Here is a 20,090-nt window from a genome sequence, read left to right on the forward strand (position 1 = left end):
CCCCTTTTCCGACAGGCAGCCACAGGCTGAACAGGACTCCGATGGTGAAGTAAAGTTAACTTTTAAGCAACAGCTGGCAAAAAAATGACACCAGAAGCAGCGAAGCGGCAGGATATTGCATAAACTTTAAAAACTTTACCAACTTACGGTTTCTTTAAGTTTGTGTGTGCGTTATTAATCACCGAACTTATCATACGGCGATATAACGTATTTTTTTGAATGGATACTCGGGTGGCATTTATGACGCAATACTCCTCTCTCCTTCGTGGTCTTGCAGCGGGTTCTGCATTTTTATTCCTTTTTGCCCCAACGGCATTCGCGGCGGAACAAACCGTTGAAGCGCCGAGCGTGGATGCGCGTGCATGGATTTTAATGGATTACGCCAGCGGTAAAGTGCTGGCAGAAGGCAACGCGGATGAGAAACTGGATCCCGCGAGCCTGACTAAAATCATGACCAGCTATGTGGTTGGGCAGGCGCTTAAGGCCGATAAGATTAAACTCACCGATATGGTGACGGTCGGTAAAGATGCCTGGGCGACGGGAAATCCGGCACTGCGTGGTTCATCGGTAATGTTCCTCAAACCGGGCGATCAGGTTTCGGTGGCAGACTTGAACAAAGGTGTGATTATCCAGTCCGGTAATGACGCCTGTATTGCGCTGGCCGATTACGTTGCCGGGAGCCAGGAGTCATTTATTGGTTTGATGAATGGTTATGCCAAAAAACTGGGTCTGACCAACACTACCTTCCAGACGGTGCACGGTCTGGATGCGCCGGGGCAGTTCAGTACCGCGCGCGATATGGCATTGCTGGGTAAAGCATTGATCCACGATGTGCCGGAAGAGTACGCCATTCATAAAGAGAAAGAGTTCACCTTCAACAAAATTCGTCAGCCTAACCGTAACCGTCTGCTGTGGAGCAGCAATCTGAATGTTGATGGCATGAAGACAGGAACCACGGCAGGCGCGGGATATAATCTGGTTGCTTCGGCTACCCAGGGCGATATGCGTTTAATCTCCGTAGTGCTGGGGGCGAAAACTGACCGTATCCGTTTTAATGAGTCTGAGAAATTATTGACCTGGGGTTTCCGCTTCTTTGAAACCGTGACGCCAATTAAACCTGATGCCACCTTTGTGACTCAGCGCGTCTGGTTTGGTGATAAGAGCGAAGTGAATCTTGGGGCAGGTGAAGCGGGCTCAGTGACCATACCGCGTGGGCAGCTGAAAAACCTGAAGGCGAGCTACACGTTAACGGAACCGCAGCTTACCGCACCGCTGAAAAAAGGTCAGGTTGTCGGGACCATTGATTTCCAGCTTAACGGTAAATCCATTGAGCAGCGTCCGCTGATCGTGATGGAAAATGTGGAAGAGGGCGGATTCTTTGGTCGGATGTGGGATTTCGTGATGATGAAATTCCATCAGTGGTTCGGCAGCTGGTTCTCTTAATCTTCTGATAACCGGATGGCGCGAAACGTCATCCGGTTATACGTCATTAATACATCAACTTAATACGGTGCGTCTGCGCGTACTTCACATACTCATCTTCCGGGCAACAATCACTCACCACAATATCAAAGCGTTTCAGGTCACCCATGCGCGCCGGACGCACCTTGCCAAATTTACTGTGGTCGACAACCAGCACATGCTTTTGCGCCATCGACATGGCCCAGTGTTTTACCGGCAACTCTTCAAGATTAAAACAGGTAGCGCCTTTACTGACATGCACGCCCGCCGCGGAATAAAAAGCGATATCCGGGCAAAAATTATTCAACGTTTGCTGAAAATCGATGGGTTTGAAAATGGCGTTGCTGGCGTGAAATTCACCACCGCACAGAAATGCGCGGCAATGGGGTTTCTCTTTCAGCGCCAGAAAGGTATTTAGCGAATAACAAACGGCGGTAAAAGGGATTTCATTATCAATCGCTTCAATAATCCACGGCGTGGTGGTGCCACAGTCAAAAAAGAGAGTCTGATCGGGTTCTACCAGTGTCGCAGCCATTTTTGCCGCCCGGCGTTTTTCTTCCACCAGGCGGGATTTTTGATCGCTTAACAGGTAATGGCTGGCACTGCGCGGTTCCAGAACAATATAGCCGCCGAGCAAAACGACGGGCGCACTGTGGTTGTTCAGATCGCGACGAATCGTCATCTCCGAAACCCCAAGCAGGGCGGCGGCGTCTTTAAGATGTAACTTATCGCTGCGTTTTAATTCTTGCAGCAGCTGCCCGATACGCTCTTCGCGACGTGTTTCCATAATCCCTCTGAATAGTTATTGAAGCGAGCCGCTCAATACTACACTTTTTAGCAGAGATCAGTCACGCACCCAGCCTTTGCGGATCGGTAATGCAAAACAGAAGCGATACCACGATTGCAGACGTTGATAGAGTTTATGCCCCATCGCTTGCCAGATAATCTGAGCGCTAAGGCAGCCAATCATACCTGCCAGCAATCCACCGAGCATATCCAGCGGCCAGTGCACGCCAAGATAAACGCGCGACCAGGCAATGACGACGGCCAGCACCATTAAAAGTGAGCCGGACCACAGGCGATGCCAGCATAAAAATGCCAGTGCAAAGGTGAAAATCACCGTACCGTGGTCGCTTGGGAATGAGTCATCCGCCGCATGATGCAGGAAGTTATAGCCGATATTTTCGACAAAGGGTCGGTCGTGCGGAAAAAGATGTCCCATCGTCCAGGACACAAACAGGCTGACCGCCAGCGCGATAGCGATTTTTATCACCAGTTGCCGTTGTGCTGTAAGCCCCCACAACCAAAGCACCGCGGCCAGCAGCGGTACCACGGTAATCAAATCTTTAGCAATAAAAATCGCCAACGAGATCATCCACGGAGCCGAGTCTGGCGTCGCGTTAATAAGAGAGAATAGAGAGAGATTCAAATTTTCCAGCATAACTTCCCGACGCAAAGTGATTAAAAGGGAGCCAATACAGGCAAGTCGTTGAGAATAAAGTGCAGGTTAAACTGGGTAAAGCGGCATCGTCTTATTTCCCTCAAGCGGCCTGTTTACGGTGGGTAATTGTAACGGGCATAGGTTAAATAAAACTTAAAGAAAGCGTAGCTATACTCGCAATAATGTAAGAATGTGCTTAACCGTGGTTTCAGCTACAAAATTCGCTTTCTCGTTAGCTGTGCTTTTATTAAACTCTGCGCGATTATTATTGGCGAAGAAATTGCATGCAAAATAAATTAGCTTCCGGTGCCAGGCTTGGACGTCAGGCGTTACTTTTCCCTCTCTGTCTGGTGCTTTACGAATTTTCAACCTATATCGGCAACGATATGATTCAACCCGGTATGTTGGCCGTGGTGGAACAATATCAGGCGGGCATTGATTGGGTTCCTACTTCAATGACCGCATATCTGGCGGGCGGGATGTTTTTACAATGGCTCCTGGGGCCGCTGTCGGATCGTATTGGTCGCCGTCCGGTGATGCTGGCGGGGGTGGTGTGGTTTATCATCACCTGTCTGGCAATATTACTGGCGCAAAACATTGAACAATTCACTCTGTTGCGCTTCTTGCAGGGCATAAGCCTCTGTTTCATTGGCGCTGTGGGATACGCCGCAATTCAGGAATCCTTCGAAGAGGCGGTTTGTATCAAGATCACCGCGCTGATGGCGAACGTGGCGCTGATTGCTCCGCTACTTGGTCCGCTGGTGGGCGCGGCGTGGATCCATGTGCTGCCCTGGGAAGGGATGTTTGTCTTGTTTGCCGCATTGGCAGCGATCTCCTTTTTCGGTCTGCAACAAGCCATGCCTGAAACCGCCACGCGTATAGGCGAGAAACTGTCACTGAAAGAACTCGGTCGTGACTATAAGCTGGTGCTGAAGAACGGCCGCTTTGTGGCGGGGGCGCTGGCGCTGGGATTCGTTAGCCTGCCATTGCTGGCGTGGATCGCCCAGTCGCCGATTATCATCATTACCGGCGAGCAGTTGAGCAGCTATGAATATGGCTTGCTGCAAGTGCCTATTTTCGGGGCGTTAATTGCGGGTAACTTGCTGTTAGCGCGTCTGACCTCGCGCCGCACCGTACGTTCGCTGATTATTATGGGCGGCTGGCCGATTATTATTGGTCTGTTGGTCGCTGCTGCGGCAACGGTTATCTCATCGCACGCGTATTTATGGATGACCGCCGGGTTAAGTATTTATGCTTTCGGCATTGGTCTGGCGAATGCGGGACTGGTGCGATTAACCCTGTTTGCCAGCGATATGAGTAAAGGTACGGTTTCTGCGGCGATGGGAATGCTGCAAATGCTGATCTTTACCGTCGGTATTGAAATCAGCAAACATGCCTGGCTGAACGGGGGCAACGGACTGTTTAATCTCTTCAACCTTGTCAACGGAATTTTGTGGCTGTCGCTGATGGTTATCTTTTTAAAAGATAAACAGATGGGAAATTCTCACGAAGGGTAAAAAAATGCCTGATTGCTTTGTGCGATCAGGCATTCTCGAATTAATGGTGATGGTCGTCAATCTGGTGTTCGATAACCATCCCTTCACCTACGCTGGCAAGATGGCGAACATAAGGATGCGGGCGGTAAGCCGGAGCTGGCGCAGGAGCCACATAGACGGTTTGCGGCACAGTCGCGACGCTGACCGCTTGTGGAACGCTGACTGAATCAGGAACCACAACCACTTTGTATCCACTCGGCACATCGACGGTGACACTTTGCGCCATCGCCACACCAGTAAAGCCCATTAAAAGCGCGCCCAACAGTAGACAATTTTTCATAAACATTTCGCCTGAAATAATGCAGCGGGTTAATTTCCGCGAATTATGCAGCCTTCATTCAGGTATTGTGTTGCCGGGCGTGCTGCCGTTTTTATTGGTCAAATGGCGCTTCGTGTTTAAGCACTTTATCGATCACATCCAGTACGCCTTCACGGTTATTGGAGCCTGCCCGGTATTTTGCCGCTGCGACGACCGCATTGCCGGCATTTTCCATTGCAAAACTAAAGCCTGCCTGACGCAGCATCTCAATATCGTTACCGCCATCGCCAAAGACCACCACTTCGCTGTCGTCTATTCCCCATAATTTCTGCAGTTGGCGAAGGCCATTGGCTTTATGTACGCCGGGGATAATCAGATCGATGCTGCCGTTGCCGGTGTGGACCGGCACCATAATATCGCCGATGGCCTCATGTAATGCTTTTTGTACTTGTGGAATCAGTTCATCGGAAAGATTCAGGCCAAACTTAAAGAAGATATCCTCTAAGTTGTCAAAGTTATCGACGTATTCCAGACGGTGATAATACATTTCCGCCACCGTTTTCATGGCATCGTCATATTTTTTGAGCGTATAGGCGCTATTTTTTCCGCAGGCAATAATTTCCACTTCCGGGCGCGTCAGCAAATGTTCCACGACAGTAGTAAACGCATCCTTCGACAGCTCGCCATTAAAAACATCTTTGCCTTCGCTCACTACCCAGCCGCCGTTTTCAGCCACAAAGGCAATTTCATTAGCAATTTCAGGGAAGAAAGAGATCAACTGATAATATTGATTCCCGCTGGCGACTACAAAGCGAATTCCTTGTGCTTTCATTTGCTGATACTGAGCCATAAACCGCTCACGGTTATAGGTTTTTTGATCGCTTAAGAAAGTACCATCCATGTCTACCGCAATTAATTTAATGCTCATCAACTATTCTCCATCGCCGTCTGCGTTTTGGTATCGGGTTTGGCGACGGCTTTCGCGACAATAGCCGCGAGAATAACCAGCGCCAGTACAACCAGCATTGCACTACGTAATCCATAATGTTCGCCGAGATAGCCCAGCAGCGGCGGCCCGACGAGGAAAGCCAGATAACCGGTCGTTGCTACCACACTGACGCGGGTTGGTGCATCGGGGCCGGTATCGCTGGCGGCAGAAATGGTCAGCGGGAAGCCCAGCGAGGCACCCAGTCCCCAGAGTACAACAGACACCCCAGCGACCCAGGCGCTATCGACAAAAATAATCAGCCCAATACCCAACGCCCCCATTAGTGCACTGGCCCGAACCACGGCAACGCGACTGTAACGGTCGATGAACCAACCGCCGGTGAAGCGTCCAACGGTCATCCCCAGGGTAAAACCGGCATAAATCAGCGAGCCGGAAGTAGGGCTAAAACCGTGACCGTCAACCATTAATAAGGGTAACCAGTCGTTGGCAGAACCTTCGGCAAAGGCCATCGCCAGCACCACAACACCTATCAGCAGCAACTGGATATCGCGATAAAAAGGAATGCCTTTTTCGCCATGCTGGGTGCCATCGGCAGCATTTTTGCCCGTACCGTCAGGGATTGCCTGAATGGCGATATAAATAGGCGCGATACCTACCAGCGCCGCCAATAAAATGTGCACCGTTGCCGGAACGCCAAAGGCCGTCAGTGCCATCCCGACACCAGCGCCTGCCAGCGTGCCCAGGCTATAAAAACCGTGCATCATTGGCAAAACCGTTTTATTCATTTCTCGCTCAACGGCGGCACCTTCAACGTTTATCGCCACTTCCGCAGAACCAAAACTTGCCCCAAAGACGCCGAGACCAACGGCAAAGAGCAGGGGCGATGTCAGCCAGAGTGCCAGACTTAATATCATCATCCCGATCAATGCGCAGGACATCGTGACCAGGATGACATTACGCGTGCCAAAGCGTTTCACTAACCACGCCGAGCAGAGAATACCGCTCATCGAACCGATCGACAGACCAAAGAGAACACCGCCCATTTCAGCGATCGAGACAGAGAGAATATCGCGGATAGCAGGCGTACGGGTTGCCCAGGACGCCATTAACAGGCCTGGCAAAAAGAAGAACATAAACAGCGCCCAGGTTCGGCGTTTCAATGCATTACGTGAAGAATTTACGGTCATAGATCACGTCAAAATAAGAAGAGGGAAGACAACATTAGCAAGGTTGTGTACATTTGTACACAATTGCAGAGAGAGGAAATGACATGCGTCGCGCTAACGATCCGCAACGGCGAGAAAAAATTATCCAGGCCACGCTGGAGGCGGTGAAACTTTACGGAATACATGCTGTTACGCACCGCAAAATTGCTACCCTTGCCGGGGTACCGTTGGGATCGATGACCTACTATTTTTCAGGAATTGATGAGTTGTTGCTGGAGGCGTTCAGCAGTTTTACTGAGATTATGTCCCGGCAATATCAGGCATTTTTTAGCGATGTTAGTGATGCTCAAGGCGCATGCCAGGCTATCACCGATATGATCTACAGCTCACAGGTTGCAACGCCGGATAATATGGAGCTGATGTACCAGCTCTACGCGCTGGCTAGCCGAAAACCGCTATTAAAAACGGTAATGCAAAACTGGATGCAGCGCAGTCAGCAAACGCTCGAACAATGGTTTGAACCCGGAACCGCCCGCGCGCTTGATGCGTTTATTGAGGGGATGACGCTGCATTTTGTCACCGACCGTAAGCCGCTATCGCGCGAGGAGATTTTGAGGATGGTTGAGAGGGTTGCAGGGTAGTAGATAAATTTTAGATAACAAAAAACCCATCAACCTTGAACCGAAATGGCGGGGTTGATGGGCTCCACAAAATGGGGACATCAAAGAAAAGCAGTGGCACTAATTAAGACTGATGCCCTGCGGAAAAGTTCTGCGGTTGTGCAAAAAAATTTCATTTTCAGGGCAACTTCAGTTTTATCCTAATCCTGGCCATACCATGACGATGATTGTCCCTGCCAGCGTCAGCAGGACGTTGGCGATTGCGTAGGTGCCCGCATAGCCCAGCGCAGGGATGTTACTGCGAGCTGTATCACTGATGATCTCCATTGCCGGCGCGCAGGTGCGTGCGCCCATCATTGCGCCGAACAACAGTGCGCGGTTCATTCGCAATACATAAGCACCGAACAAGAAACAGATAACCACGGGCACAAGACTGACAATTAATCCGGCAATCAACATCTGACCGCCAATCGCGCCCAGGCCGTTATTAATACCGCTACCGGCGCTCAGACCAACGCCTGCCATAAACACCATCAAGCCGAACTCTTTCACCATGCTTAATGCACCTTGCGGAATGTAACCGAAGGTCGGGTGGTTAGCACGCATAAAGCCCAGCATAATTCCGGCGAATAACAACCCGGCAGCGTTCCCCATGCCGAAACTGAATGTGCTGAACTGGAAGGTGATCATCCCGATCATCAGCCCAATAACAAAGAAGGCGCAAAATGCCAGCAGGTCAGTGACCTGGCTGTGAATCGAGATAAAGCCGATGCGATCGGCGATGGTTTTTACGCGACGGGCATCACCGCTGACTTGTAAAACGTCACCTTTGTTAAGCACGACGTTGTCATCTATCGGCATCTCAATCTGGCTACGAATGACGCGGTTAAGGAAGCAACCGTGATCGGTCAACTTCAGTTGTGCGAGACGTTTACCTACAGCGTTATGGTTTTTAACGACCACTTCTTCAGTGACGATACGCATGTCGAGAAGGTCACGATCGAAAACTTCTTTACCGTTACGGAAGCTGGGATCGAGTCGGGCATGGGCGTCGGGATAGCCTACCAACGCTATTTCATCGCCCATTTGTAGCACGGCATCACCGTCTGGATTTGCCAGAATCCCGTTACGTCGAATACGTTCAATGTAGCAGCCGGTTTGTCGATAAATACCCAGTTCACGCAGATTTTTGCCGTCGGTCCAGGCCACCAGCTCCGGGCCGACGCGATAGGCGCGGATCACCGGTAAATAAACCTTACGGTTGGCATCAGTGTCCAGGCCACGTTCGCGGGCGATTTGCTGGGCGCTGGTCTGTAAGTCCTGATGCTGCAATTTCGGCAAGTAACGCGCACCAACAATCAAACTCACCAGACCGATTAAATAGGTTAAGGCATACCCGAGGCTCAGATTATCCAGTGCCAGTGAGAGCTGCCTGCTTTCCATGCCGAAATGACGCAGTGTATCGCCAGCACCGACCAGAACCGGTGTCGACGTCATAGAGCCTGCTAACATACCGGCCGTCAGGCCAATATCCCAGCCAAACAGCTTACCTAACCCTAAGGCGATCACCAGCGCACTGCCAACCATCACCAGTGCTAACATTAGGTAATTTTTCCCATCGCGAAAAAAAATGGAAAAAAAGTTCGGTCCGGCTTCGACCCCGACGCAGAAAATAAACAGCATAAAGCCAAGATTAAGCGCATCGGTGTTAATGCTGAAATGTTGTTGGCCTAATAACAGCGATACGACTAAAACGCCAATGGAATTACCCAGTTGGATCGAACCAAGTCGTAACTTTCCGAGACATAGCCCAAGCGCGAGGACCACAAATAATAACAGAATGTAATTCCCATTTAACAATTCGGCGACGTTTATATTCACGGAGGCTAACTTCTTGTTTACTAGTAAGCTGTTGAAAGAAATGGTAATTTACGATAATGTTTTTTACCAGAATTCAGGGCGCAGATTCATTCAGCGCACCTAAACGATAGTAAAGTAACAATATATTTTACTAGTGTAATCACATTAGGTATCAACGGCTATATGAATTGCGTTGGCCTATATTAGCATGGAATGCGAAGCGGCTTTATCTTACTGAACGCCACACTGGCGAAAAATGTGTTCGATAGACGCAGTGTCAGGAGGAACGAGTGAAACATAAACAACGTTGGGCGGGGGCAATCTGCTGTTTTGTCCTCTTCATTGTGGTGTGCCTTTTTCTGGCGACGCACATGAAAGGCGCTTTTCGGGCTGCCGGGCATCCTGAAATCGGCTTGCTATTTTTCATTCTTCCTGGAGCAGTTGCCAGTTTCTTTTCACAGCGTAGAGAAGTCCTGAAACCTCTATTTGGCGCAATGCTGGCGGCACCCTGTTCAATGCTCATTATGCGGCTGTTTTTTTCACCGACGCGCTCATTCTGGCAAGAGCTGGCATGGTTACTAAGCGCGGTGTTCTGGTGTGCGCTGGGGGCACTGTGTTTCTTATTTATCAGTAGTTTGTTTAAACCACAGCACAGAAAAAATCAGTAAAGCCCTCAACGCGAGGGCTTGTCAGACGATCAGGCGTCCAGATTTTCTTTCACCCATGCAGCAAAATCGGTATAGCCGCCGATATGTTGCTGATCGACAAAAATCTGCGGCACGGTTTCTACGGGTTTACCTGCCTTTTGTTGTAGATCTTCTTTAGTGATCCCTTCCGCACGAATATCTACATACTGATACTGAAAATCATCGCGTTCATTGCTCAATTTCTCAGCCAGATCTTTTGCACGCACACAGTAAGGGCAACCCGAACGACCAAAAATAACGGTTTGCATTATTTCTCTCCTCATAGATTTATGCCTGTAATGATCACGCTAAAATGTATTCGCTGAAAGTAGGTTTAACCTGTTGCATTAATTGCTAAAAGCTATAACTGTTAAACACAATACAGTGAAAAGTTTTAGACTGAAGGCTCACTTTGCAGAGGGAAGCGTATGCGCGCGATCGGTAAATTGCCTAAAGGCGTGTTGATACTGGAATTTATCGGAATGATGCTACTGGCGGTGGCGCTGCTGTCGGTAAGCGACTCCCTGTCGCTGCCTGAGCCATTTTCTCGGCCAGAAGTGCAGATTCTGATGATTTTTCTCGGTGTTTTGCTCATGTTTCCCGCTGCGGTGGTGGTTATTCTTCAGGTGGCAAAACGTCTTGCCCCACAGCTGATGAACCGTCCACCGCAATATTCACGTTCAGAAAGAGAAAAAGATAATGACGCCAACCATTGAACTTATTTGTGGCCATCGCTCCATTCGCCATTTCACTGATGAACCCATTTCCGAAGCGCAGCGTGAGGCGATTATTAACAGCGCCCGTGCGACGTCCAGTTCCAGTTTTTTGCAGTGCAGTAGCATTATTCGCATTACCGACAAAGCGTTACGTGAAGAACTGGTGACGCTGACCGGCGGGCAAAAACACGTAGCGCAAGCGGCGGAGTTCTGGGTGTTCTGTGCCGACTTTAACCGCCATTTACAGATCTGTCCGGATGCTCAGCTCGGCCTGGCGGAACAACTGTTGCTCGGTGTCGTTGATACGGCAATGATGGCGCAGAATGCATTAATCGCAGCGGAATCGCTGGGATTGGGCGGGGTATATATCGGCGGCCTGCGCAATAATATTGAAGCGGTGACGAAACTGCTTAAATTACCGCAGCATGTTCTGCCGCTGTTTGGGCTGTGCCTTGGCTGGCCTGCGGATAATCCGGATCTTAAGCCGCGTTTACCGGCCTCCATTTTGGTGCATGAAAACAGCTATCAACCGCTGGATAAAGGCGCACTGGCGCAGTATGACGAGCAACTGGCGGAATATTACCTCACCCGTGGCAGCAATAATCGCCGGGATACCTGGAGCGATCATATCCGCCGAACAATCATTAAAGAAAGCCGCCCATTTATTCTGGATTATTTGCACAAACAGGGTTGGGCGACGCGCTAAAACCGCCACGTCGATGTATGATACGCGGGCTTTTGACCAGGTCTGACAGAGAGGTGCAGGGTGAAAATTGCCATATTGTCCCGGGATGGAACGCTCTATTCGTGTAAGCGGCTGCGTGAAGCCGCTATACAGCGCGGTCACCTGGTTGAAATTCTTGATCCGCTTTCTTGCTACATGAACATAAATCCTGCGGCGTCTTCTATTCACTACAAAGGCCGCAAGTTACCCCATTTTGACGCAGTGATCCCGCGTATTGGCACCGCCATTACCTTTTATGGGACGGCGGCACTGCGCCAGTTCGAGATGCTGGGGAGCTATCCGCTCAATGAGTCGGTCGCCATTGCCCGGGCGCGTGACAAATTGCGTTCCATGCAACTGCTGGCGCGTCAGGGCATCGACCTGCCTGTCACGGGCATTGCGCATTCGCCGGATGATACCAGCGATTTAATCGACATGGTCGGTGGTGCGCCGCTGGTGGTCAAGTTGGTTGAAGGCACGCAGGGAATTGGCGTCGTGCTGGCGGAGACGCGTCAGGCGGCGGAAAGCGTGATTGACGCTTTCCGCGGTCTGAACGCGCATATTCTGGTGCAGGAATATATCAAAGAGGCGCAAGGGTGCGATATCCGCTGTCTGGTTGTTGGCGATGAAGTGGTCGCTGCGATTGAACGGCGGGCGAAAGAGGGCGATTTTCGTTCCAATTTGCATCGTGGCGGCGCGGCAAGCGTCGCCAGTATCACACCACAGGAGCGTGAAATCGCGATAAAAGCCGCGCGAACGATGGCGCTGGACGTTGCTGGTGTGGATATTCTGCGTGCTAATCGCGGGCCGTTGGTGATGGAGGTGAATGCGTCGCCGGGGCTGGAAGGAATAGAAAAAACCACCGGTATCGACATCGCGGGTAAAATGATCCGCTGGATCGAACGCCACGCTACGACAGAATATTGCCTGAAAACGGGTGGTTAGTCGCAATCACATTACTGATCATGGTTTTGCCTGCGCTTTTTGCGTAAGCTGTGCCGGTCTTTTTATCGAAAGAGGTTGTACAAAATTATGACATCGCTGGTCGTTCCTGGTCTGGATACGCTGCGTCAATGGCTCGATGACCTGGGGATGAGTTTTTTTGAATGTGATAACTGTCAGGCTCTGCATCTGCCCCATATGCAGAATTTCGACGGTGTCTTTGATGCCAAAATCGATCTGATCGATAACACGATCCTGTTTTCTGCCATGGCGGAAGTCCGACCTTCAGCCGTATTGCCGCTGGCGGCGGATTTATCTGCCATCAATGCCAGTTCGCTGACCGTGAAAGCATTTCTTGATATGCAGGATGATAATCTGCCAAAGCTGGTGGTTTGCCAGTCTTTATCCGTTATGCAGGGCGTAACCTATGAGCAGTTTGCATGGTTCGTGCGTCAGAGCGAAGAGCAGATTTCGATGGTCATTCTTGAAGCTAATGCCCATCAACTGCTGTTACCGACTGACGATGAAGGGCAAAACAACGTTACCGAAAACTATTTTCTCCACTGATAATTCCTTTCGAGCACGCAGTCGCTGCCGCAGTGACTGCGCGCTGCAAAATTATCTGCTGTTTTTAACCTTTTCTTAAAGATTATTTCACTTATCTTGTGTCGATTTGGCTTTATCACATAGAGCAAATACGCATAAAAATTTGTTAAATACCGTTTTTTAATCCGAGCTATAGTCTCAAACCCTGGCTAAAGTTATTCTTGCGATGCTTTTATATAGCGAGCAGTGCTGGCCGGGAGAGAGTTCTCTTTTCTTACACCGCGCCGATAAAAAAATATGCACGTTTATTGCATATCTTTCAGTGTGACAACTTTTGTTCGTTTGTTAACGAACTTTCAGAAGGAAAGAGATATGACCGCCTTAAATAAAAAATGGCTATCGGGTCTGGTTGCGGGTGCTCTGATGGCCGTCTCTGTCGGCACGCTCGCGGCTGAACAAAAAACACTCCACATTTATAACTGGTCTGATTATATCGCCCCCGACACGGTGGCTAACTTTGAAAAAGAAACCGGTATTAAAGTCGTCTACGATGTTTTCGACTCTAACGAAGTACTGGAAGGCAAATTAATGGCGGGTAGCACCGGCTTTGACCTGGTGGTGCCGTCAGCAAGCTTTCTTGAACGCCAGTTGACTGCGGGAGTTTTCCAGCCGCTGGACAAAAGCAAATTGCCGGAGTGGAAGAATCTCGACCCGGAGCTGCTGAAGCTGGTCGCCAAACACGATCCCGACAATAAATTTGCTATGCCCTATATGTGGGCGACGACCGGGATTGGCTATAACGTCGATAAAGTCAAAGCGGTGCTGGGCGAAAACGCGCCCGTCGATAGCTGGGACTTGATCCTCAAGCCTGAAAATCTGGAAAAACTGAAAAGCTGTGGCGTCTCTTTCCTGGATGCGCCTGAAGAAGTTTTTGCTACCGTGCTGAATTATCTCGGCAAAGATCCCAACAGCACTAAAGCAGATGATTACACCGGACCGGCAACCGATCTGCTGTTAAAGCTGCGCCCGAACATTCGTTATTTCCATTCATCGCAATACATTAACGACCTGGCAAACGGCGATATTTGCGTCGCTATCGGCTGGGCAGGCGATGTCTGGCAGGCGTCAAACCGCGCGAAGGAAGCGAAGAATGGCGTGAATGTCTCTTTCTCGATTCCGAAAGAAGGGGCGATGGCGTTCTTTGATGTCTTCGCCATGCCTGCGGATGCCAAAAACAAAGACGAAGCCTATCAGTTCCTGAATTACCTGCTGCGCCCGGATGTAGTAGCGCATATTTCCGACCATGTGTTCTATGCCAACGCCAATAAAGCAGCCACGCCGCTGGTGAGTGCGGAAGTCCGTGAGAACCCGGGTATTTATCCGCCTGCGGATGTTCGTGCGAAGCTGTTCACTCTGAAAGTGCAGGACCCGAAAATCGACCGTGTGCGCACCCGCGCGTGGACCAAAGTGAAGAGCGGAAAATAATCCGCAGCCTTAGATGCCGGGCGGGCGCACCACACCCGCCGGCAATTCGCACCATCATGGTGCGCTTGCACACATTCAATGCCGGAGAGCTGCCGTGAATGACGCTATCCCTCGCCCCCAGGCGAAAACCCGTAAGGCGCTGACGCCGCTATTAGAAATCCGCAACCTGACCAAATCCTACGATGGCCAACATGCGGTGGATGATGTCAGCCTGACCATCTACAAAGGTGAAATCTTCGCGCTACTGGGCGCATCCGGCTGTGGCAAGTCCACGCTGCTGCGTATGCTGGCAGGTTTTGAACAACCTTCTGCCGGACAGATAATGCTTGATGGCGTCGATTTGTCACAGGTTCCGCCTTACCTGCGCCCCATCAATATGATGTTTCAGTCTTACGCGCTGTTTCCGCATATGACCGTGGAACAGAACATCGCTTTTGGCCTGAAACAGGACAAACTACCGAAAGCGGAAATTGTCAGCCGGGTCAATGAGATGCTCGGCCTGGTGCATATGCAGGAGTTCGCCAAACGCAAACCGCATCAGCTTTCCGGTGGTCAGCGACAGCGTGTGGCCCTGGCCCGAAGCCTTGCCAAGCGCCCGAAACTATTACTGCTCGATGAGCCGATGGGCGCGCTGGATAAAAAGCTGCGTGACCGGATGCAGCTTGAAGTGGTGGATATTCTGGAGCGCGTCGGTGTGACTTGTGTGATGGTCACCCACGATCAGGAAGAGGCGATGACCATGGCGGGGCGCATCGCCATTATGAATCGTGGGAAATTTGTCCAGATTGGCGAACCAGAAGAGATCTACGAACATCCGACCACCCGCTACAGTGCTGAATTTATCGGTTCGGTTAATGTCTTTGAAGGTGTACTCAAAGAGCGTCATGAAGATGGCCTGGTGCTTTATTCGCCGGGGCTGGTGCATCCACTGAAAGTCGATGTAGATGCTTCGGTGGTCGATAATGTGCCGGTGCATGTGGCGCTGCGCCCGGAAAAAATCATGCTTTGCGAGGAACCTCCCGCTGACGGTTTTAACTTTGCGGTAGGTGAGGTGATGCACATTGCCTATCTCGGCGATCTTTCGGTGTATCACGTTCGTCTCAAGAGCGGACAGATGATCAGCGCTCAGCTACAAAACGCTCATCGATATCGCAAAGGGTTACCAACCTGGGGCGACGAAGTGCGTTTGTGCTGGGAAGTGGACAGCTGTGTGGTGCTGACGGTTTAAGGAGCAAAGATGAGTACACTTGAACCTGCTGCCCAGTCGAAACCGCCGGGCGGATTTAAGCTGTGGTTGTCGCAGCTGCAAATGAAGCATGGGCGCAAACTGGTCATTGCGTTGCCATATATCTGGTTGATCTTGCTGTTTCTGCTGCCATTTCTGATTGTCTTTAAAATAAGCCTGGCGGAGATGGCGCGCGCTATTCCACCTTATACCGAACTGATGGAGTGGGCTGACGGGCAACTGTCCATCACTCTTAATCTCGGTAATTTTCTGCAACTGACCGACGATCCGCTCTATTTCGATGCTTATCTCCAGTCGCTACAGGTGGCTGCGATTTCGACATTTTGCTGTTTACTGATCGGCTATCCGCTGGCGTGGGCGGTGGCGCACAGTAAGCCTTCGACCCGTAATATTTTATTACTACTGGTGATCCTGCCGTCGTGGACCTCGTTTCTGATCCGCGTTTATGCCTGGATGGGAATATTAAAAAACAACGGTGTGCTGAATAATTTTCTGCTGTGGCTGGGGGTTATAGACCAGCCGCTGACCATTCTGCATACCAATCTGGCCGTTTATATCGGCATTGTTTACGCTTACGTGCCGTTTATGGTACTGCCGATTTATACCGCGTTGATTCGTATTGATTATTCGCTGGTGGAAGCAGCGCTGGATCTCGGTGCACGACCGCTGAAAACGTTCTTTACTGTGATCGTGCCGCTGACTAAAGGTGGGATTATTGCCGGATCGATGCTGGTGTTTATCCCGGCTGTGGGCGAGTTTGTGATCCCGGAACTGCTCGGTGGCCCGGACAGCATCATGATCGGGCGCGTGCTATGGCAAGAGTTTTTCAATAACCGCGACTGGCCGGTGGCCTCGGCGGTAGCGATCATCATGTTGCTGCTGCTAATTGTGCCGATAATGTGGTTCCACAAACACCAGCAAAAAAGCGTGGGAGAACACGGATGAATAATTTACCGGTAGTTCGTTCACCCTGGCGGATTGTGATTTTGCTGCTGGGCTTTACCTTTCTCTACGCGCCAATGCTGATGCTGGTTATCTATTCGTTTAACAGCTCGAAGCTGGTGACGGTGTGGGCCGGCTGGTCAACGCGCTGGTATGGTGAGTTATTGCGCGATGACGCGATGATGAGTGCGGTTGGTTTAAGCCTGACAATTGCTGCCTGTGCGGCAACGGCGGCGGCGATCCTCGGGACTATTGCGGCGGTGGTGCTGGTGCGCTTTGGCAGGTTTCGCGGATCAAATGGCTTTGCCTTTATGATCACCGCGCCGCTGGTGATGCCAGATGTCATCACGGGCTTGTCGCTGTTGTTATTATTCGTCGCGCTTGCTCATGCCATTGGCTGGCCTGCGGACCGCGGTATGCTCACCATCTGGCTGGCGCATGTCACTTTTTGTACGGCTTATGTGGCGGTCGTTATTTCTTCAAGATTGCGGGAACTGGATCGCTCGATAGAAGAAGCAGCGATGGATCTCGGTGCGACGCCGCTGAAAGTGTTTTTCGTCATTACGCTACCGATGATCATGCCCGCGATCATTTCTGGCTGGTTACTGGCTTTTACTTTGTCGCTTGATGATCTGGTGATCGCCAGCTTTGTTTCCGGGCCGGGAGCCACCACGTTACCGATGCTGGTCTTTTCCAGCGTGCGGATGGGGGTGAATCCGGAAATCAACGCCCTTGCAACGTTAATTCTCGGTGCGGTCGGAATTGTCGGATTTATCGCCTGGTATCTGATGGCTCGCGCAGAAAAACAGCGGATACGCGATATCCAGCGTGCAAGACATGGCTGAAGACACTAAAATTTGCCAACCTGGCTACATAATGCCGCGCATGCCGCGGCATTGTTTTCATGGAAGACGAAACGTTGGGATTTTTTAAGAAAACATCTTCATCTCATGCTCGCCTGAATGTGCCTGCGCTGGTGCAGGTGGCGGCGCTCGCCATTATTATGATCCGTGGCCTCGACGTGCTGATGATTTTCAATACGCTGGGCGTGCGCGGTATTGGCGAGTTCATTCATCGCAGCGTACAAACCTGGAGTTTAACGCTGGTCTTTTTAAGCAGTCTGGTGCTGGTTTTCATTGAGATCTGGTGTGCGTTTTCACTGGTGAAAGGGCGTCGCTGGGCGCGCTGGCTATATCTGCTGACACAAATCACCGCCGCAAGTTACTTGTGGGCGGCTTCGCTGGGGTACGGTTATCCGGAGCTGTTCAGCATTCCCGGTGAATCAAAACGTGAAATCTTCCATAGCCTGATGCTGCAGAAGCTGCCGGATATGCTCATCCTGATGCTGCTGTTCGTTCCCTCGACCAGTCGGCGGTTCTTCCAGTTGCAATAATGTGTATAATCGTCGCCCCTGATGATGTGAAGGTCAATGTATGCAGTGCGCACTTTACGACGCGGGTCGCTGTCGTTCCTGTCAGTGGATAACGCAGCCGATTCCAGAGCAACTCTCCGCTAAAACCGCCGATCTTAAAAATCTGCTCGCCGATTTTCCGGTTGAGGAATGGTGCGCGCCGGTGTCAGGCCCGGAACAAGGGTTTCGTAATAAAGCCAAAATGGTGGTGAGTGGTAGCGTTGAAAAACCACTGCTCGGTATGCTGCATCGCGACGGCACACCAGAAGACCTTTGTGACTGCCCGCTTTATCCTGCCTCATTTGCGCCCGTTTTTGCGGCGCTAAAACCGTTTATCGCCCGTGCGGGGCTGACACCCTACAACGTGGCGCGTAAGCGTGGCGAACTGAAATACATTCTGCTGACTGAAAGCCAGAGCGATGGCGGCATGATGCTGCGCTTTGTACTGCGTTCTGAAACCAAACTGGCACAACTGCGTAAGGCGCTGCCGTGGTTACAGGAACAACTACCGCAACTGAAAGTTATTACCGTCAATATTCAGCCGGTACATATGGCGATTATGGAAGGGGAGACGGAGATCTACCTTACTGAACAACAGGCGCTGGCAGAGCGTTTTAATGACGTACCGCTGTGGATCCGTCCGCAAAGTTTCTTCCAGACTAATCCGGCGGTCGCCAGCCAGCTGTACGCTACCGCGCGCGACTGGGTACGGCAGCTGCCAGTTAAACATATGTGGGATCTGTTCTGCGGTGTGGGTGGCTTTGGTTTACACTGCGCGACGCCTGACATGCAGTTAACCGGGATCGAAATTGCATCAGAGGCCATTGCCTGTGCAAAGCAGTCAGCCGCTGAACTGGGCTTAACGCGTTTGCAATTTCAGGCGCTGGACTCCACTCAGTTTGCCACCGCTCAGGGGGAGGTGCCGGAGCTGGTGCTGGTTAATCCGCCGCGCCGCGGCATTGGTAAACCGCTATGTGATTATCTCTCAACGATGGCACCGCGTTTTATTATCTACTCCAGCTGTAACGCCCAAACCATGGCGAAAGATATCCGCGAACTGCCAGGTTACCGCATCGAACGGGTACAGCTTTTTGATATGTTCCCGCACACCGCGCACTATGAAGTGATGACGCTGCTGGTGAAGCAATAAAAAAGCCGCAGGTGCGGCTTCAGATTGCTGATCAGGTGCGCTTTGTTCATGCCGGATGCGGCGTGTACGCCTTATCCGGCCTACAAAATCATGCTAAATCAATACATTGCAGAGTTGATGTGGGCCAGATAAGCGCAGCGCATCAGGCAATCTTACTTTTGTCATCAGTCTCAATTACTGCGGGAACCACTGGTCATTGATTTTCTGATATGTACCGTCAGCTTTAATTGCTGCCAGCGCATTATTCAGTTTTTCCAGCAGAGCTTTGTTATCCGGACGTACAGCGATACCCAGGCCGGTGCCGAAGTATTGCGGATCGGTCACTTTTTCAGTCGCAACGCCCAGTTGCGGATTGGTTTTCAGCCATTCGTTTACCACCGCTGTGTCACCAAATACCCCATCAATACGACCATTTTTCAGATCGATAAAGGCATTCTGATAACTGTCATAGGAGACAGTTTTCACTTCGGGGTGCTGATCCTGAATATATTTCTGGTGCGTGGTGCCGTTTTCCATCCCAATACGTTTGCCTTTCAGATCGGCAAACGTTTTGTAGGTATCTTTTTTGGCAATCACGACGGCTGAGTTTTCATAGTAGGGCGTGGTAAACGATACCTGCTTGCTACGCTCGGGCGTGATATCCATACCGGAGATTACGGCGTCATATTTTCTGAATTTCAGTGACGGGATCAGGCTGTCGAACGCGTGATTAGTAAAAGTACATTCTGCCTGCATTTGTTTGCACAAGGCTTTTGCCAGATCGATATCAAAGCCGACAATCTCATTATTAGCACCTATAGATTCAAAGGGTGGATAGGTGGCTGAAACGCCAAAATTGATTTTCTCTGCGGCAGAAGCACCGAAAGTAAAGGAAGCAAGTAAAGCGGCAAGAACTAACTTTTTCATGATGGAACTCCCGTCTGTCAATCT

General features: G+C 50.7%; 22 protein-coding genes. 14 read left to right on the forward strand and 8 right to left on the reverse strand.

What is annotated here, in order from left to right; all coding sequences use genetic code 11:
- The first annotated feature begins 240 nt into the window (after positions 1-240).
- Positions 241-1,443, forward strand: coding sequence for a serine-type D-Ala-D-Ala carboxypeptidase (dacC, locus tag ACJHXA_RS11160; RefSeq protein ID WP_000195961.1), 1,203 nt, complete (start codon positions 241-243; stop codon positions 1,441-1,443).
- Between the two features lie 46 nt (positions 1,444-1,489).
- On the opposite strand, the gene deoR is transcribed toward dacC, so the two are convergent.
- Positions 1,490-2,248 (reverse strand): DNA-binding transcriptional repressor DeoR, encoded by a 759-nt coding sequence (gene deoR / locus ACJHXA_RS11165; RefSeq protein WP_000450133.1) that lies wholly within the window; start codon positions 2,246-2,248, stop codon positions 1,490-1,492.
- Positions 2,249-2,305: 57 nt separating this feature from the next.
- A complete protein-coding gene (ybjG, locus tag ACJHXA_RS11170; RefSeq protein ID WP_000892317.1) occupies positions 2,306-2,902 on the reverse strand; it encodes an undecaprenyl-diphosphate phosphatase in 597 nt (198 codons plus the stop codon).
- A gap of 284 nt (positions 2,903-3,186) precedes the next feature.
- Between ybjG and mdfA the strand changes: the two genes are divergently transcribed.
- On the forward strand, positions 3,187-4,419 hold the full coding sequence (gene mdfA, locus ACJHXA_RS11175) for a multidrug efflux MFS transporter MdfA (protein ID WP_001180076.1): 1,233 nt from the start codon (positions 3,187-3,189) through the stop codon (positions 4,417-4,419).
- Positions 4,420-4,459: 40 nt separating this feature from the next.
- Here mdfA and ybjH read toward each other — a convergent pair whose 3' ends face one another.
- The 3 genes from ybjH to ACJHXA_RS11190 all read right to left on the reverse strand — a co-directional run bounded on the left by ybjH (position 4,460) and on the right by ACJHXA_RS11190 (position 6,853).
- A complete protein-coding gene (ybjH, locus tag ACJHXA_RS11180; RefSeq protein WP_000480892.1) occupies positions 4,460-4,744 on the reverse strand; it encodes a protein YbjH in 285 nt (94 codons plus the stop codon).
- Positions 4,745-4,829: 85 nt separating this feature from the next.
- Positions 4,830-5,645, reverse strand: a complete 816-nt coding sequence (gene ybjI, locus ACJHXA_RS11185) for a 5-amino-6-(5-phospho-D-ribitylamino)uracil phosphatase (RefSeq protein WP_001297001.1) — start codon at positions 5,643-5,645, stop codon at positions 4,830-4,832.
- The gene (locus tag ACJHXA_RS11190; protein WP_000217848.1) at positions 5,645-6,853 is read right to left on the reverse strand and encodes an MFS transporter; all 1,209 of its coding nucleotides are present in this window, start codon (positions 6,851-6,853) and stop codon (positions 5,645-5,647) included. The genes ybjI and ACJHXA_RS11190 overlap by 1 nt, the downstream gene beginning before the upstream one ends.
- An 83-nt stretch (positions 6,854-6,936) precedes the next feature.
- Between ACJHXA_RS11190 and rcdA the strand changes: the two genes are divergently transcribed.
- Positions 6,937-7,473, forward strand: coding sequence for a DNA-binding transcriptional regulator RcdA (gene rcdA, locus ACJHXA_RS11195; protein WP_001297003.1), 537 nt, complete (start codon positions 6,937-6,939; stop codon positions 7,471-7,473).
- A gap of 174 nt (positions 7,474-7,647) precedes the next feature.
- Here rcdA and ACJHXA_RS11200 read toward each other — a convergent pair whose 3' ends face one another.
- Complete coding sequence (locus ACJHXA_RS11200) at positions 7,648-9,333, reverse strand: aspartate:alanine antiporter (protein WP_001024867.1); 1,686 nt, start codon at positions 9,331-9,333, stop codon at positions 7,648-7,650.
- Positions 9,334-9,602: 269 nt separating this feature from the next.
- Between ACJHXA_RS11200 and ACJHXA_RS11205 the strand changes: the two genes are divergently transcribed.
- Positions 9,603-9,980 carry an inner membrane protein YbjM gene (locus ACJHXA_RS11205; RefSeq protein WP_000681108.1) on the forward strand — a complete coding sequence of 126 codons (378 nt, stop codon included), beginning with the start codon at positions 9,603-9,605 and terminating at the stop codon, positions 9,978-9,980.
- A 29-nt stretch (positions 9,981-10,009) separates the two neighbouring features.
- Here the strand turns inward: ACJHXA_RS11205 and grxA are convergent, their stop codons facing one another.
- Entirely contained in the window at positions 10,010-10,267 is a 258-nt protein-coding gene (gene grxA / locus ACJHXA_RS11210) for a glutaredoxin 1 (protein WP_001195240.1), read from the reverse strand.
- A gap of 159 nt (positions 10,268-10,426) precedes the next feature.
- On the opposite strand from grxA, the gene ACJHXA_RS11215 reads away from it, so the two are divergent.
- From ACJHXA_RS11215 to rlmC, 10 genes are all read left to right on the forward strand, one after another.
- The gene (locus tag ACJHXA_RS11215) at positions 10,427-10,714 is read left to right on the forward strand and encodes a DUF1418 family protein (protein WP_001201554.1); all 288 of its coding nucleotides are present in this window, start codon (positions 10,427-10,429) and stop codon (positions 10,712-10,714) included.
- Entirely contained in the window at positions 10,698-11,420 is a 723-nt protein-coding gene (gene nfsA, locus ACJHXA_RS11220) for a nitroreductase NfsA (RefSeq protein WP_000189159.1), read from the forward strand. Before ACJHXA_RS11215 ends, nfsA begins: the two co-directional genes overlap by 17 nt.
- 60 nt (positions 11,421-11,480) lie before the next feature.
- A complete protein-coding gene (gene rimK / locus ACJHXA_RS11225; RefSeq protein ID WP_000684321.1) occupies positions 11,481-12,383 on the forward strand; it encodes a 30S ribosomal protein S6--L-glutamate ligase in 903 nt (300 codons plus the stop codon).
- An 87-nt stretch (positions 12,384-12,470) separates the two neighbouring features.
- The gene (locus tag ACJHXA_RS11230) at positions 12,471-12,947 is read left to right on the forward strand and encodes a YbjN domain-containing protein (protein ID WP_000203025.1); all 477 of its coding nucleotides are present in this window, start codon (positions 12,471-12,473) and stop codon (positions 12,945-12,947) included.
- Between the two features lie 351 nt (positions 12,948-13,298).
- A complete protein-coding gene (gene potF, locus ACJHXA_RS11235; protein ID WP_000126072.1) occupies positions 13,299-14,411 on the forward strand; it encodes a spermidine/putrescine ABC transporter substrate-binding protein PotF in 1,113 nt (370 codons plus the stop codon).
- 94 nt (positions 14,412-14,505) lie between these two features.
- Positions 14,506-15,639: a putrescine ABC transporter ATP-binding subunit PotG gene (gene potG / locus ACJHXA_RS11240; protein WP_000996025.1), complete on the forward strand. Its 1,134-nt coding sequence runs from the start codon at positions 14,506-14,508 to the stop codon at positions 15,637-15,639.
- A gap of 9 nt (positions 15,640-15,648) precedes the next feature.
- Positions 15,649-16,602 (forward strand): putrescine ABC transporter permease PotH, encoded by a 954-nt coding sequence (potH, locus tag ACJHXA_RS11245; RefSeq protein ID WP_000105430.1) that lies wholly within the window; start codon positions 15,649-15,651, stop codon positions 16,600-16,602.
- Positions 16,599-17,444, forward strand: a complete 846-nt coding sequence (gene potI / locus ACJHXA_RS11250) for a putrescine ABC transporter permease PotI (RefSeq protein WP_001061657.1) — start codon at positions 16,599-16,601, stop codon at positions 17,442-17,444. Before potH ends, potI begins: the two co-directional genes overlap by 4 nt.
- Before the next feature lie 59 nt (positions 17,445-17,503).
- Positions 17,504-17,992, forward strand: a complete 489-nt coding sequence (locus ACJHXA_RS11255; RefSeq protein WP_000389260.1) for a YbjO family protein — start codon at positions 17,504-17,506, stop codon at positions 17,990-17,992.
- Positions 17,993-18,032: 40 nt separating this feature from the next.
- Positions 18,033-19,160 (forward strand): 23S rRNA (uracil(747)-C(5))-methyltransferase RlmC, encoded by a 1,128-nt coding sequence (gene rlmC / locus ACJHXA_RS11260; RefSeq protein ID WP_001149733.1) that lies wholly within the window; start codon positions 18,033-18,035, stop codon positions 19,158-19,160.
- Between the two features lie 174 nt (positions 19,161-19,334).
- On the opposite strand, the gene artJ is transcribed toward rlmC, so the two are convergent.
- Entirely contained in the window at positions 19,335-20,066 is a 732-nt protein-coding gene (gene artJ, locus ACJHXA_RS11265) for an arginine ABC transporter substrate-binding protein ArtJ (RefSeq protein WP_001295905.1), read from the reverse strand.
- Positions 20,067-20,090: the final 24 nt, after the last annotated feature.

This window comes from Escherichia sp. WS33 (assembly GCF_046486385.1).
Lineage (GTDB): Bacteria > Pseudomonadota > Gammaproteobacteria > Enterobacterales > Enterobacteriaceae > ECMA0423.

Coding starts and splice junctions, on each gene's coding strand:
- potH (WP_000105430.1), top strand. CDS start 15,649: ATGAGTACACTTGAACCTGCTGCCCAGTCGAAACCGCCGGGCGGATTT.
- rcdA (WP_001297003.1), top strand. CDS start 6,937: ATGCGTCGCGCTAACGATCCGCAACGGCGAGAAAAAATTATCCAGGCC.
- ACJHXA_RS11255 (WP_000389260.1), top strand. CDS start 17,504: ATGGAAGACGAAACGTTGGGATTTTTTAAGAAAACATCTTCATCTCAT.
- artJ (WP_001295905.1), bottom strand. CDS start 20,066: ATGAAAAAGTTAGTTCTTGCCGCTTTACTTGCTTCCTTTACTTTCGGT.
- potI (WP_001061657.1), top strand. CDS start 16,599: ATGAATAATTTACCGGTAGTTCGTTCACCCTGGCGGATTGTGATTTTG.
- ybjH (WP_000480892.1), bottom strand. CDS start 4,744: ATGTTTATGAAAAATTGTCTACTGTTGGGCGCGCTTTTAATGGGCTTT.
- grxA (WP_001195240.1), bottom strand. CDS start 10,267: ATGCAAACCGTTATTTTTGGTCGTTCGGGTTGCCCTTACTGTGTGCGT.
- ACJHXA_RS11230 (WP_000203025.1), top strand. CDS start 12,471: ATGACATCGCTGGTCGTTCCTGGTCTGGATACGCTGCGTCAATGGCTC.
- dacC (WP_000195961.1), top strand. CDS start 241: ATGACGCAATACTCCTCTCTCCTTCGTGGTCTTGCAGCGGGTTCTGCA.
- mdfA (WP_001180076.1), top strand. CDS start 3,187: ATGCAAAATAAATTAGCTTCCGGTGCCAGGCTTGGACGTCAGGCGTTA.
- ybjG (WP_000892317.1), bottom strand. CDS start 2,902: ATGCTGGAAAATTTGAATCTCTCTCTATTCTCTCTTATTAACGCGACG.
- nfsA (WP_000189159.1), top strand. CDS start 10,698: ATGACGCCAACCATTGAACTTATTTGTGGCCATCGCTCCATTCGCCAT.
- ybjI (WP_001297001.1), bottom strand. CDS start 5,645: ATGAGCATTAAATTAATTGCGGTAGACATGGATGGTACTTTCTTAAGC.
- ACJHXA_RS11215 (WP_001201554.1), top strand. CDS start 10,427: ATGCGCGCGATCGGTAAATTGCCTAAAGGCGTGTTGATACTGGAATTT.
- potF (WP_000126072.1), top strand. CDS start 13,299: ATGACCGCCTTAAATAAAAAATGGCTATCGGGTCTGGTTGCGGGTGCT.
- rlmC (WP_001149733.1), top strand. CDS start 18,033: ATGCAGTGCGCACTTTACGACGCGGGTCGCTGTCGTTCCTGTCAGTGG.
- deoR (WP_000450133.1), bottom strand. CDS start 2,248: ATGGAAACACGTCGCGAAGAGCGTATCGGGCAGCTGCTGCAAGAATTA.
- ACJHXA_RS11190 (WP_000217848.1), bottom strand. CDS start 6,853: ATGACCGTAAATTCTTCACGTAATGCATTGAAACGCCGAACCTGGGCG.